The sequence below is a fragment of the Achromobacter sp. Marseille-Q4962 genome, from assembly GCF_943737005.1.
In the GTDB taxonomy this organism is placed as follows: Bacteria; Pseudomonadota; Gammaproteobacteria; order Burkholderiales; family Burkholderiaceae_B; genus Achromobacter.
Map to the genome: position 1 here is coordinate 113066 of NZ_CALSFU010000008.1, position 12490 is coordinate 125555.

11 protein-coding genes are annotated in these 12490 nt (G+C 69.9%); 5 read left to right on the forward strand and 6 right to left on the reverse strand.

The window, feature by feature from the left end; translation table 11 throughout:
- Window positions 1–60: 60 nt before the first annotated feature.
- The 3 genes from tauA to folE all read right to left on the reverse strand — a co-directional run bounded on the left by tauA (window position 61) and on the right by folE (window position 2787).
- On the reverse strand, window positions 61–1089 hold the full coding sequence (gene tauA, locus NGJ44_RS09025; protein WP_053245986.1) for a taurine ABC transporter substrate-binding protein: 1029 nt from the start codon (window positions 1087–1089) through the stop codon (window positions 61–63).
- A 217-nt stretch (window positions 1090–1306) separates the two neighbouring features.
- On the reverse strand, window positions 1307–2059 hold the full coding sequence (locus tag NGJ44_RS09030) for a response regulator transcription factor (RefSeq protein WP_251863735.1): 753 nt from the start codon (window positions 2057–2059) through the stop codon (window positions 1307–1309).
- Window positions 2060–2241: 182 nt separating this feature from the next.
- On the reverse strand, window positions 2242–2787 hold the full coding sequence (gene folE, locus NGJ44_RS09035) for a GTP cyclohydrolase I FolE (RefSeq protein ID WP_053245988.1): 546 nt from the start codon (window positions 2785–2787) through the stop codon (window positions 2242–2244).
- A gap of 278 nt (window positions 2788–3065) precedes the next feature.
- On the opposite strand from folE, the gene NGJ44_RS09040 reads away from it, so the two are divergent.
- From NGJ44_RS09040 to NGJ44_RS09050, 3 genes are read left to right on the forward strand one after another with little or no spacing between them, the layout of a single operon-like run.
- Window positions 3066–4385: an MFS transporter gene (locus tag NGJ44_RS09040; protein ID WP_251863736.1), complete on the forward strand. Its 1320-nt coding sequence runs from the start codon at window positions 3066–3068 to the stop codon at window positions 4383–4385.
- Between the two features lie 35 nt (window positions 4386–4420).
- Window positions 4421–4606: a hypothetical protein gene (locus NGJ44_RS09045; protein ID WP_251863737.1), complete on the forward strand. Its 186-nt coding sequence runs from the start codon at window positions 4421–4423 to the stop codon at window positions 4604–4606.
- Window positions 4596–5942, forward strand: a complete 1347-nt coding sequence (locus NGJ44_RS09050; RefSeq protein WP_251863738.1) for an amidase family protein — start codon at window positions 4596–4598, stop codon at window positions 5940–5942. Before NGJ44_RS09045 ends, NGJ44_RS09050 begins: the two co-directional genes overlap by 11 nt.
- Here NGJ44_RS09050 and NGJ44_RS09055 read toward each other — a convergent pair.
- Window positions 5915–6817: a MurR/RpiR family transcriptional regulator gene (locus tag NGJ44_RS09055; RefSeq protein ID WP_053245991.1), complete on the reverse strand. Its 903-nt coding sequence runs from the start codon at window positions 6815–6817 to the stop codon at window positions 5915–5917. The two genes, NGJ44_RS09050 and NGJ44_RS09055, sit on opposite strands and share 28 nt — an antisense overlap.
- A 172-nt stretch (window positions 6818–6989) precedes the next feature.
- Between NGJ44_RS09055 and NGJ44_RS09060 the strand changes: the two genes are divergently transcribed.
- Both NGJ44_RS09060 and NGJ44_RS09065 read left to right on the forward strand, forming a co-directional pair.
- Window positions 6990–8462, forward strand: a complete 1473-nt coding sequence (locus NGJ44_RS09060; protein WP_251863739.1) for an N-acyl-D-amino-acid deacylase family protein — start codon at window positions 6990–6992, stop codon at window positions 8460–8462.
- A gap of 21 nt (window positions 8463–8483) precedes the next feature.
- Window positions 8484–9824 (forward strand): aspartate aminotransferase family protein, encoded by a 1341-nt coding sequence (locus NGJ44_RS09065; RefSeq protein WP_053244838.1) that lies wholly within the window; start codon window positions 8484–8486, stop codon window positions 9822–9824.
- A gap of 112 nt (window positions 9825–9936) precedes the next feature.
- Here NGJ44_RS09065 and NGJ44_RS09070 read toward each other — a convergent pair whose 3' ends face one another.
- Both NGJ44_RS09070 and rpoZ read right to left on the reverse strand, forming a co-directional pair.
- Window positions 9937–12234: a RelA/SpoT family protein gene (locus NGJ44_RS09070; RefSeq protein WP_251863740.1), complete on the reverse strand. Its 2298-nt coding sequence runs from the start codon at window positions 12232–12234 to the stop codon at window positions 9937–9939.
- A gap of 22 nt (window positions 12235–12256) precedes the next feature.
- On the reverse strand, window positions 12257–12460 hold the full coding sequence (gene rpoZ / locus NGJ44_RS09075) for a DNA-directed RNA polymerase subunit omega (protein ID WP_053244837.1): 204 nt from the start codon (window positions 12458–12460) through the stop codon (window positions 12257–12259).
- Between the last annotated feature and the right edge of the window lie 30 nt (window positions 12461–12490).

Here is a 12490-nt window from a genome sequence, read left to right on the forward strand (position 1 = left end):
TCCGCACGGGCGCGCGGTGCGCGGGCAGGGCAGCCCGCCCGCGCCGGTCAGTCCGGCGGCCTATCTGGCCACCGCTTTCGCGTACTGGTCCGTTACGTGCGGACTGTAGTCGGGCAGTGCGCGGTCGATCTGCTTCTGGTCTTTCAGGAAGTTGGCGCTGGCCGCGAAGGCGCGCGCCGCGCCGCCTTCCTTGCCGCCGCCCAGCCACTGGCCGGATGCCTGCTCGGCCGCGGTGGGAAACACCAGCAGCTTGAGCGCGCTGACCATGTCGTCGGGCTTGCCGCCGATCAGCTTGACCATGCTCTTGACCTCGGGCGAGTCCGCCGTCCATTTGGCGCCGTTGGCGTGATAGTCGGCATAGGCCCTGGCCAGCACTTCGGTGAACGCCGCCATGAACTTCGGGTTCTTCTGCGCCCAGGCCCGGTCGGCCACCAGGCCGTCGAAGGTGGGCACGCTGGCCTTGCCGATTTCCTCCGAATCGGCGATGACCTTGCCGGTTTTCTCGATTTCGGTCAGGGCCGGCGGCCAGACGTAGGCCGCGTCGATGTCGCCCCGCTGCCAGGCGGCCACGATCTGCGGCGGCTGCATGTTGAGGATGCGCACGTCGCGGGGGTTCATCTTCCAGACCTGCTCCAGGCCCACCAGCAGGTGGAAGTGCGAGGTGGAGACGAAAGGCGTGGCCACGCGCTTGCCCTTGAGGTCGGCCGGGCGGGAAATGCCGGAGCCGTTGCGGGCGACCAGCGCTTCCGACTTGCCGATGTTGTCGAGAATCCAGAAGAGCTGCAGGTCCACCCCGCGGGTGGCGGCGGCGGTGATGCCGGTGGAGCCCAGCACGCCGACCGGCACGTTGCCGGAGGCCAGCGCGGTGGAGATGTCGCCGCCGGACGTGAACTGGCGCCAGTCGACCTGGTAGCCCGCCGCCTTGAGCGCCTTGTCGAAGCTGCCATCGGAAATGGCGGTGAGGAAGGGGCCGACGATGAGCTGGTAGCCCACCACGACCTTGGTCTGGGAATAGGCCGGCGCGGCAGCCAGGGCGGCGGCTAGGCCGGCCAGGGTGCAGCGTCGGATGAGGCGGAATAGCGCGTTCATGGAGATCTCCTGAAGAGCATGGGCTGCGTCCCGGGGCGAGGCCGGCACCGTTGGCCGGTCCTGTTCCAGTTTGCCCGGATAGGGCGGAAACGCTAGGTCCAGATGGGCGGTTCAGGTGGAGCCAAGACGGCGCGCCTGGCGCGGCAGGATGATGCGCCGCCGGGAGCGGCCACGGGGAAATCGTCCAGACGCCGGAGGCGGCCTTGGAGGAGGGGGATCAGACGGAATCCCGGCCCGACGAGGCGGACGCGGCGGCCGCCTTGCGGCGGGCCCGGCGGCGGCGCGGCGGATGCCCCGCGCCGCCGCGGTCTTCGAGCACGTATCCCTCGCCCCAGATGGTGTGCAGCAGGCGCCTTTCGAAGGGCTCGTCCACCTTGACGCGCAGCCGGCGCATGGTGGCGTCGATGGCGTTGGTGCGCGGGTTGAACTCGCCGCCCCAGACGCGCAGCGCCAGGCGCTTGCGGGACAGCACCTGGCCGGGCGCGCGCATGAGTTGCTCGAGGAGCGAGAATTCGCGCGTGGTCAGGTCGATGCGCCGCCCTTCGCGGACGGCCTTGCGGGCCAGCAGGTCGAGCATCAGGCTGCCGACGCGCAGCGAGCGCGCCTGCGCGCGCGGCGGGCCGGCGCGGCGGCTCACGGCCTGCATGCGCGCCAGCAGCTCGGGCAGGGCGTAGGGCTTGGCGAGGTAGTCGTCCGCGCCTTCGCTCAGGCCGCGCACCCGGTCCGCGAGCGACGCGCGCCGGGTCAGGGCGACGATGGGCGTCTGCGTGAGGCCGCGCAATTGCGCCAGCACGTCGAAGCCGTCGGCGTCGGGCAGGTCGAGCTCGAGCAGGATCAGGTCGAAATCGGGACCGGCATCGAGGGCTTCGCGCGCGCCGGACGCCACGCGCGCCGTGTGGCCGTGGCGGGCCAGGTCGGCGGCCAGCAACTGGCCGAGCCGGGAATCGGGTTCGATGGCAAGAACGTTCATGGGGCAGCGGGCGGGCCAATGCCGGCGCGAGAGCGCCGTCGGAGATCAACCACTCATGCTGGCCCGGTCTGTCCGGAATGAAAACCGGAAGAGTCTTAAAGCTGAGAGGCGGCGGGCGCCGCCCACGAAAAAGCCGCCGGGCGCGGAGGCCGGGCGGCTCTTGCGGGGCGCGTCCGCCCGCTTCAGCGGATCAGGCTCAGGAATTCGGCGCGGGTGGAGGGGTTGTCATGGAATTCTCCCAGCATGACCGAGGTGACCATGGAGGAATTCTGCTTCTCGACGCCGCGCATCATCATGCACATGTGCTGGGCCTCGATGACTACCGCCACGCCGGCCGCGTCGGTGACCTGCTGCACCGCCTCGGCGACCTGCCGGCTGAGGTTTTCCTGGATCTGCAGGCGCCGGGCATACATCTCGACGATGCGCGCCACCTTGGACAGGCCCAGCACCTTGCCGTTGGGCAGGTAGGCCACGTGCGCCTTGCCGATGAAAGGCAGCATGTGGTGCTCACAGAGCGAGTAGAGCTCGATATTCTTGACCAGCACGATTTCACGCGTATCGGACGTGAAGAGGGCGCCATTGACGATTTCTTCGAGGTTCTGTCCGTAGCCGCGGCAGAGATGGCGCATGGCCTTGGCCGCGCGGGCGGGCGTGTCCGCCAGGCCTTCGCGGGAGGGGTCTTCCCCAAGCGCTTCGAGTATGGCGGTGTAGTGCTGTTCCAGTGACATGGGGACTCCTGTATTGCGGGCGCCCTGGGCGCGCGTATGCAAGTCTACCGCAGCGCGCCGGCCGTCATGCCGCCGGCGGCGGCGTATTGAATCGACTGTTTCATGGTAATTACTGATAGATCATTTGTTTCATAAAAACTAGTATCCGGCCATGCCTTCGCCGCGCCGCGAGCGTGCGCGGGCGCGGGAGGGGCCGGCGCGCCTGCGGCGCGGCCGGCCGCCATGGGCAGCCATCGGGACGCCGGGACACCGGGACATCAGGGAAAGGAGACGAGCATATGAATTCAGGCAACACGGCGGCGCTGGACGCCACGGCGGCCGAGGCGGCGGCCTGCGACGCGGCGGCGCACACCGCCTACGCCAAGGTGACGCGGCGCATCGTGCCGTTCATCGTGCTGTGCTACTTCTTCAGCTACCTGGACCGCGTCAACGTGGGTTTCGCCAAGCTCCAGATGCAGCAGGCGCTGGGCCTGAGCGACGTGGTCTACGGCGTGGGCGCGGGCATCTTTTTCTGGGGCTACATGCTCTGCCAGGTGCCCAGCAGCCTGCTGATCTACCGGCTGGGCATGCGGCGCTGCATGGCCGCCATCATGATTCTCTGGGGCCTGGTGTCGGCGGCCACCATGCTGGTCACCACGCCCATGGAGTTCTACGCGGCGCGCTTCCTGCTGGGCGTGACCGAAGCCGGCTTCTTCCCCGCCGCGGTGATGTACCTCAACAAGTGGTATCCGGCGGACCGGCAGTCGCGCATCATGTCCCTCCTGTTTCTCGCGATGCCGCTGGGCATGGTGCTCGGCGGCCCGGTCTCGGGCGCGCTGATGGCGGGCACGCACGACCTGCACGGCCTGGACGGCTGGCAGTGGATGTTCCTCATCGAAGCGCTGCCCGCCGTGCTGCTGGGCCTGCTGCTGCTGCGCATGCTGCCGGAGTCGCCGCGCGAGGCGCGCTGGCTCAGCGCCGAAGAGGCCGAGGCCGTCTCGGCGCTGCTGGACCGCGAGAACGCCCGGAAAAGCACCCGCTTTCTCACCGCGCTCAGGTCGCCGGTGCTGTGGACGCTGATGGCCATCTGCCTGCTTTTCAACATCGGCAACTATGGCCTGGTGTTCTGGCTGCCCACCATCATCCAGTCCACCGGCCTGCAATCCACGCTGGAGATCGCGCTGCTCACCGCCATTCCCTACGCCGTGGCCTGCGTGGTCATGAACCGCAATGCGGCGCACGCCGAGCGCACGGGCGAGCGGCGCTGGCACTGCGCGGTGCCGATGTTCGTGGCGGCGGGCGGCATGTGGGCCAGTACGCTGGCGCCGCACAACACCGCCATCGCCATGTGCTTCCTGACGATCGGCATCTCGGGCCTCATGGCCACGCTGGCCATGTTCTGGGGCCTGCCCGGACGGGTGCTGGCGGGTACGGCGGCCGCGGGCGGCATCGCCATGATCAACAGCGCGGCCAGCCTGGCGGGCCTGATCGGGCCCATTCTGATGGGCGGGGTCAAGCAATGGTCGGGCAGCATTTCCGTGGCGGTGCTGGTGCTGGCCGCGCTCATGCTGGCGGCGGCTCTGCTCATCCTGGCCATTCCGCGGCGCCTGATGGCGTGAGCCGATACGGGCGCGCCGCGCCCAGGAGGAACCGAATGACGCAATCTTTCGACGCGGCCTTCGCGCGGGTGCGGGCGGCGGCCGGCAGCCTGGAAGGGCCGGTGGACGCCGCCGACCTGCAGGCCGCCGCCGCGCTGCTGCGGGCCATGGAAGACGGGGTCCGCGCGCTGGAACTGCCGGCGCAGGCCCCCGGCCCCGGGGAGGCGCGCCATGGCGCATGACGATCCGCGGCTGGAGCCGCGCCGCGCGCCCGACTGGGCCGGAGTCGCCCGGGATGCGCTGGCGCGCGCGGCGCGGGCCGAGCCTCTGCATGTTTTTTCGGCGCTGCTCGACAGCGAGGCCGCGCAGGCTGTCCGGGCGCTGGCCCGCGCACAGGCGGCGGGCGCCGCGCCCGGCCCGCTGGCGGGCGTGCCTTTCGTCATCAAGAATCTATTCGACCTGCGGGGCCGCCCGACGCTGGCAGGCGCGCAGGCCCGGCTGGGCGAACCGCCGGCGCCGCGCCACGCCGCCGCGGTGCGGGCCTTGCTGGAGGCGGGCGCCATCCCGGTGGGCCTGACCCACATGGACGAATACGCCTGCGGCGCCACCGGCGAAAACGTGATCGGCGGGCCGGTGCGCAATCCGCTGGACCCTGGCCGCATCGCGGGCGGTTCGTCGGCGGGAACCGCCGCGGCCATCGCGGCGGGCATCGTGCCGCTGGGCCTGGGGTCGGACACCAATGGCTCCATCCGCGCGCCGGCCGCGTTCTGCGGCATCTGGGGGCTGCGGCCGGGCGCCGGCGCGCTCTCGGCAGAGGGCTGCTTTCCCTACGCGGAAAGCCTGGACGCCGTCGGACCCATGGCCTCGGACGCCGGGCTGCTGGCGCGCGCCTACGCCGTCCTGCGCGGGCGGCCGCCGGACGAAGCGGGCCTGCCTTCGATTGCCGGCTTGCGCGCAGGCATCCTGCGGGCGGGCTTCGGCGACTTTGCCACGGCGGCCGCCAATGCCGCCGTGGCGCGCGTGGCCGAGGGATTCGCCTCGGCGCGGCACATCGACCTGCCTGATGCCGAGCAGGCGCGGGCGGCCGCTACCCTGATCTCGACCTATGAAGCGGGGCGCAACCATGCGCGGCGCGGTTTCGCGCGGCGGCATGCGGGCTACACCGCTGTCGTGCGCCAGCGCATGCTGGCCGGGATAGCGGTGCCGCGGGAGTGGTACGAGGCGGCCCGGGCATGGCAGCGGGCCTGGCGCGAGCGGCTGGCGGCGCTGTTCCAGGAGGTGGACGTCCTGCTGGCCTGCGCCACGCCTTATGCCGCCACGCCGCTGGGCGCGGAATCGGTGATCCTGGAGGGCCGCCGCTACGCGCCGCGCGCCGATGCGGGCCACATGACGCGCCCGGTGTCGCTGGCCGGCCTGCCGGTGGTGGCGGCGCCCTGCGCCGGCCCGGGCCTGCCCCTGGGGGTACAACTGATCGGGCCGCCGGACGGCGAGGCGCTGTGCCTGCGGGCGGCGCGCGCCCTGCAGGCGCAAGGCCTGTGCCGCAGCCGGGTTCAGCCGTGGCCGGCGGAGGGCAGGTAGGCGCCCGTGCTGTGCAATTGCTCCTCGGCCTGCTCCAGCGCCTTGATGGCGCCCTTGCCCTTCTGGGCCAGCAATTGCTGCACCAGCGCCTCCACCAGCGCCATGCCCGCGGTAACGGACGGGAAGAACGAAGGGCTGTCCACCGAAAATACCAGCGTGCAGTCCGCCTCCAGCGCGATGGGAGCCACCACGCTGTCGCTGAGCGCCACCACCTTGCAGCCCGACTTGCGCGCCGCCTCGGCCACGCGCACGATTTCGCGGGAGTAGGGGGCAAAGCTGATGACGACCACGGCGTCTTTGGGGGCCAGCACGCGCAGGTCCATTTCCAGCGTGCCGCCCTCGCCCCGGATCAGGTGCACGGCGTTGCGGAACAGGCGGTACAGGTAATGAAAGCCGAAGGCCAGCGGATGGCAGGAACGGAACCCGGCCACGTGCACGTGGGGCGCGGCGGCGAGCAGGGCGGCCGCCTGAGGCAGCAGCTGGGCGTTGGCCTGGGCGGTGCGCTCGAGGTTGCCGTGCTGGGCCTGGAACATGGCATCCAGCAGGCGGTCCGAGCCGCTTTCGCGCACCAGTTTCCGGGCGCGCTTGGCGTAGGGCTGCGGCTGCGGGCCGGCGCGAAACGCTTCCACGAACAGTTCGCGCAGGCTCTGCCATCCGTCGAAGCCCAGCGACTGGGCCAGGCGCACCAGCGTGGCGGGCTGCACGCCGGCGTCGGTGGCGATCCGGCGCATGGAGAGCAGCGGCACTTCCTGGGGATGGTCGAGCAGGTAGCGCGCGCCGCCCTGGAACTGGGTGCTCAGGCCGGCGTATTGCTCGCGCAGCAGGGCAAGCAGGGATTCCAGGGTCCGGGGCGGCATGGGGGTAGGCTGCGACATGGTCTGCGGTCGGGGTGGCAAATGTGCAACGATTGTTGCATAAGCCGCCGCGCAATGCATCCGGCGTGTATCATATGTTTTATTGAATCAACTAAAGAAACAAACGTTTCATGAAGCGTTTCCGGCGGGCGTTGCATGCCCCGCGCCGGCCGGCGCAAGAATCGAGGAATCCATGAGCAATCCGAAGCAAGCCCCGCGGCGCCATGCCGATATCCTGTTTCGCGGCGCCACGGTGGTGGATGGCACGGGCGCGCCCCGCCGCACGGCCGACGTCGCGGTCGCGCAAGGCCGCATCCTCGCCGTGGGCGAGGCGCTGGACGCCACCGGCGCGCAGGAGGTGGTGCAGGCGCGCGGGCGCGTGCTGGCGCCCGGCTTCATCGACACCCATACGCACGACGACGGCTATCTGCTCGTGCATCGCGGCATGGAACCGAAGATCTCGCAGGGCGTGACCACCGTGGTGACGGGCAATTGCGGCATCAGCGTGGCCCCGCTCGTGCACGACGATCCGCCGCAGCCGCTGGACCTGATGGGGCCGCCGTCGCTGTTTCGCTTCGCCGGCTTCGGCGACTGGCTGCAGGCGCTGCGCGATGCGCCGACCAACGTGAACGTGGCGCCGCTGGTGGGGCATTCCACATTGCGCGTGAAAACCATGCAAGACCTGTCGCGCCCGGCCACGCCCGCGGAAACGGAGGCCATGCGAGAGGAGGTGGAGCTGGCCATGCGGGCGGGCGCGTTCGGCGTATCCACCGGCACCTTCTATCCGCCCGCGGCGGCCGCCACCGAAGCCGAGATCATCGCCGTGTGCGAGCCCGTGCGCCGGCGCCGGGGCATCTATTCCACGCACCTGCGCGACGAAACCGACGACATCGTGCCTGCCATCGAAGAGGCGCTGCGCATCGGCCGCGCGCTGGACTGCATGGTGGTGTTTTCCCATCACAAGGTGGCGGGCAAGCGCAATTTCGGGCGCTCGCGCGAAACCCTGGGCCTGCTCGGCCAGGCCTCGCGCCTGCAGCCGCTCTGCCTGGACTGCCATCCGTATCCGGCCACTTCCACCATGCTGCGGCTGGACCGCGTGAGCCAAGCCTCGCGCACCATGATCACCTGGTCCAAGGGCTATCCCGAGGCGGGCGGGCGCGATTTCCACGAACTCATGCGGACATTGGGCCTGGACGAGCAGGGCCTGCTCGAAAAGCTGCGGCCGGCCGCGGCCATCTATTTCGTCATGGACGAGGGCGACGTGGAGCGCATCGCCAGCTTTCCGCTCACGCTTTTCGGCTCCGACGGGCTGCCTTTCGATCCCCGGCCCCACCCTCGCCAGTGGGGCACCTTTCCCCGTATCCTGGCGCGGATGGTGCGCGAGTCGGGGCTCATGACGCTGGAGCAGGCGGTGCACAAAATGACGGGCCTGGCGGCGCGCCAGTACGGGCTGGCGCAGCGGGGGCGCATCGCGCCGGGCTGCCATGCCGACCTGGTGCTGTTCGACGCCGACCGCGTGCAGGACCGCGCCACGTTCGAGGACCCCATCCAGGTGAGCGCCGGCATCGACGGCGTCTGGGTCAACGGACGGCGGGTCTGGAACGAAGGCCGTGCGCTGCCGGCCTATTCCGGCCAGGTCTTGCGGCGCGCGCCCGACGCCGCCTGAACTGAATCATTGGAGACGACTATGAGCCATGTTTTTCATCGCAACCCCCGCCAAGCGCCGCCCACCGTCGTGGACGGGCAGGGCATGGAGCTGGTGGACAGCGCCGGCAAGCGCTACCTGGACGCCTGCGGCGGCGCGGCGGTGTCTTCGCTGGGACACCGGCACCCCGACGTGATCGAGGCCATCAAGCGCCAGGCCGACGCGCTGGCCTACGCGCACACCTCCTTCTTCACCACCCAGCCGGCCGAAGCGCTCGCCGACCTGCTGGCGGCCAGGGCGCCCGGCGACCTGAACCACGTGTATTTCGTCTCGGGCGGCTCCGAGGCGGTGGAAGCCGCGCTCAAGCTGGCGCGGCAATACTTCGTCGAAACCGGGCAGCCCTCGCGGCGGCATTTCATCGCCCGGCGCCAGAGCTACCACGGCAATACGCTGGGCGCGCTGGCCATCGGCGGCAATGCCTGGCGGCGCGAACCCTTTCTGCCGCTGCTCACGCCCGCCCATCATGTGTCGCCGTGCTTTCCCTACCGCTTCCAGGCCGCGGGCGAAACCGACGCGCAGTACGCGGCGCGGCTGGCCGACGAACTGGAAGCGAAGATCCTGGAGCTGGGGCCCGAGAACGTGGCGGCTTTCGTGGCCGAAACGGTGGTCGGCGCCACGGCGGGCGCGGTGGCGCCCGTGCCCGGCTATTTCCAGCGCATCCGCGCCGTCTGCGACAAGTACGGCGTGCTGCTCGTCCTGGACGAGGTCATGTCCGGCATGGGCCGCACCGGCTATCTGTACGCGTGCGAAGAAGACGGCGTCGCGCCGGACATCATCACCCTGGCCAAGGGGCTGGGGGCGGGCTACCAGCCCATCGGCGCCATGCTTTGCAGCGACCGCATCTACGACGCCATCGTGAGCGGCAGCGGCTTCTTCCAGCACGGCCACACCTACCTGGGCCACGCCATCGCGTGCGCGGCCGCGCTGGAAGTGCAGCGGGTCATCGAACGCGACGGCCTGCTGCAGAACGTGCGGGCGCGCGGCGAGCAATTGCGCGCCCGCCTGAAGGAGGTCCTGGCCGGGCACCCGCACGTGGGAGACGTGCGCGGCAGGGGCCTTTTCGTCGGCGTCGAGTTCGTGGCCGACCGCGCCAGCAAGGCCACGCTGGACCCGGCCCTGAAAACCCACGCGCGCCTCAAGGCGGCCGCCATGCGGCAAGGGCTGCTCGTCTATCCCATGGGCGGCACGGTGGACGGCGCGCGGGGCGACCATGTGCTGTTTGCCCCGCCGTTCATTTGCACTGCGCAGGACGTGGACCGCATCGCCGACCTGTTCGCCGCCTCGGTGGACCAGGTGTTCCCGCGGGCGCGGGCGGCGGCCTGAGCCTGCTGAAACCGGGCGCGATAAGAAAAGCGCTGCCTCGGCAGCGCTTTTTCGATCTGGCCGCCTCGAGGCGGAATGCGGGACGATTTTCTGATCGCGGCGGGCGCCGGCCCTAGCCCTTGACGCGCACGATTTTCTGCACTTGCGGCACGTGCCGGATGGCGCGGATGACCTGGGCCAGGTGCTTGCGGCTGTCGACCTGGATGGTCAGGTGCAGGGAGACGGTGGCGACCGCGTCGTCGTGCATGGTGACGTGGATGATGTTGGCGTCGGCTTCCGTGACCTCCGCCGCCAGCCGGCCCAGCACGCCGCGCTCGTTGCGCGTGACGATGTCCAGGCGGGTGGCCAGGTGCTTGGCCGTGTGGGTGTCCCAGGCCACGTTGATCCAGCGTTCCGGCTCGCGCAGGCGCTGCCGCATGGCGACCGGGCAGTCCGCCGTGTGCACCACCAGGCCGTGCCCCATGCGCATGCCGGCGACGATGGGATCGCCGGGCAAGGGGCCGCAGCAGGGGGCGAGCTGCACCGCCTGGCCTTCGTTGCCCTGGATGAGGATGGGCGCGCTGCGCGCGGAAGTGAGCTCGTCCACCGCGGCGGCGGTGGTGGCCACCAACTGGTGCTCGGGCGCGAAGCGGCGCGCCACCACGGCGGCCAGCCGCTTGCCCAGGCCGATGTCGGCCAGGATTTCCTCGCGCGAGCTGGCGCCGGTGCTGCGCGCGAGCTTCTGCCAGGCAGGGTCGTCGGCCGCGGGCAGCGGCATGTGCAGCTCCTGCAGGGCCTGCGCCAGCAGGCGCTCGCCGAAGGCCACCGATTCTTCGTACTTGACCGTGCGCAGGTAGTGCCGGATCTCGGAGCGGGCGCGGCCCGTGCGCACGTAGTTGAGCCACTGCGCGTTGGGCCGCGAGGCGGGCGAGGTGACGATCTCCACCGTGTCGCCGCTGGAAAGCTCGGTGCGCAGCGGCACGAATTCGCCGTTGACCTTGGCGGCCACCGCCTGGTTGCCGATGTCGGTATGGATGGCGTAGGCAAAATCCACGGGCGTGGCGCCCCGCGGAAGCGAGATGATCTTGCCGCGCGGCGTGAACACGTACACCGCGTCGGGAAAGAGATCGACCTTGACGTGCTCGAGGAATTCGCCCGAGTCGCCGGTCTGGCTCTGGATGTCGAGCAGCGACTGCAGCCACTGGTGCGTGCGCTTTTGCAGGTCGTTGAGCGTGAGGTCGGCGCTCTTGTACAGCCAGTGCGAGGCCACGCCTTCCTCGGCTACGTGGTGCATGTCGCGCGTGCGGAACTGGAATTCCACGGGCGTGCCGTACGGCCCCACCAGCGTGGTGTGCAGCGACTGGTAGCCGTTCAGTTTGGGAATGGCGATGTAGTCCTTGAACTTGCCGGGCACGGGCCGGTAGAGCTGGTGCACCGTGCCCAGCGCCAGGTAGCACTCGGGCAGGGTATGCACGATGACCCGGAAGCCGTAGATGTCGAGCACGTCGGAAAACGACTTCTTCTGGTCCACCATCTTGCGGTAGATGCCATAAAGCGTTTTCTCGCGGCCGGTGACCTCGGCCTCGATGCCCGCGGCCGGCAGCGCGGCGCGCACCGCGTCGGCGATCTTGCCGATGACCTCGCGGCGGTTGCCGCGCGCGGCCAGCACGGCCTTGTACAGCACCTGGTAGCGGTTCGGGTACATGGCCGCGAAGCAGAGATCCTGCAGTTCGCGGAAAAGCAGGTTCAGCCCCAGGCGGTGCGCGATGGGCGCATAGATTTCCAGCGTTTCGCGGGCGATGCGGCGGCGCTTTTCGGGGCTGACCGCGTCCAGCGTGCGCATGTTGTGCAGGCGGTCGGCCAGCTTGATGAGAATGACGCGCACGTCGCGCGCCATGGCCAGCAGCATCTTGCGAAAGCTCTCGGCCTGCTGCTCGGCCTTGGTGGCGAAGTCGAGCCGGTCGAGCTTGGACAGGCCGTCGACGAGCTCGGCGACCTCGGGGCCGAACTTCTCGGCCAGCTCCTGCTTGGCGATGCCCTGGTCTTCCATGACATCGTGCAGCAGCGCCGCCGACAGGGCGTTGACGTCGAGCTTCCAGCCGGCGCAGATCTCGGTGACGGCGATGGGATGGGAGATGTACGGCGCGCCGCTGGCGCGGAACTGGCCCAGATGGGCCTGGTCGGCGAAGCGGTAGGCTTCGCGCACGCGTTCGACGTCTTTCTTGTCGAGATAGCCCGCGATGATTTCGGTCAGCGGGGCCAGCGAAGCCACGGGCGAGGCCGTGGCCTCGGCCACTTCCCGTTCGGCATCGGCGACGGGGAGGGTGGAGGCGGTCTTGTTCTTCTTGCCGCCGCGGCGTCCCAGGCGGGACCCCGCGCGCAGCGCGGCAAGCAGGCCGGATGAGGCGTACTTCAGCCCGGGAAAAGCCATGCTTGCCGCCTCCCTGGGAAGATCAGGTCGGAACCTTGCGCAGCATTTCCGTGCCGGTGAGGCCCGCCGCGATTTCGCGCAGCGCCGTGACCGTGGGCTTGTCCTTGCTGTCCAGGCGCGGGGCATGGCCCTGCGCCAGCTCGCGGGCGCGATAGGTGGCGGCCAGCGTGAGCTTGAAACGGTTGGGGATCTGAGTCAGACAGTCTTCGACGGTAATGCGAGCCATTAGGACACCTGGTGCTGATGGATGAAGAGG

Coding starts and splice junctions, on each gene's coding strand:
- NGJ44_RS09060 (WP_251863739.1), top strand. CDS start 6,990: ATGAGCAATCCGAAGCAAGCCCCGCGGCGCCATGCCGATATCCTGTTT.
- tauA (WP_053245986.1), bottom strand. CDS start 1,089: ATGAACGCGCTATTCCGCCTCATCCGACGCTGCACCCTGGCCGGCCTA.
- NGJ44_RS09070 (WP_251863740.1), bottom strand. CDS start 12,234: ATGGCTTTTCCCGGGCTGAAGTACGCCTCATCCGGCCTGCTTGCCGCG.
- folE (WP_053245988.1), bottom strand. CDS start 2,787: ATGTCACTGGAACAGCACTACACCGCCATACTCGAAGCGCTTGGGGAA.
- NGJ44_RS09055 (WP_053245991.1), bottom strand. CDS start 6,817: ATGTCGCAGCCTACCCCCATGCCGCCCCGGACCCTGGAATCCCTGCTT.
- NGJ44_RS09065 (WP_053244838.1), top strand. CDS start 8,484: ATGAGCCATGTTTTTCATCGCAACCCCCGCCAAGCGCCGCCCACCGTC.
- rpoZ (WP_053244837.1), bottom strand. CDS start 12,460: ATGGCTCGCATTACCGTCGAAGACTGTCTGACTCAGATCCCCAACCGT.
- NGJ44_RS09045 (WP_251863737.1), top strand. CDS start 4,421: ATGACGCAATCTTTCGACGCGGCCTTCGCGCGGGTGCGGGCGGCGGCC.
- NGJ44_RS09030 (WP_251863735.1), bottom strand. CDS start 2,059: ATGAACGTTCTTGCCATCGAACCCGATTCCCGGCTCGGCCAGTTGCTG.
- NGJ44_RS09040 (WP_251863736.1), top strand. CDS start 3,066: ATGAATTCAGGCAACACGGCGGCGCTGGACGCCACGGCGGCCGAGGCG.
- NGJ44_RS09050 (WP_251863738.1), top strand. CDS start 4,596: ATGGCGCATGACGATCCGCGGCTGGAGCCGCGCCGCGCGCCCGACTGG.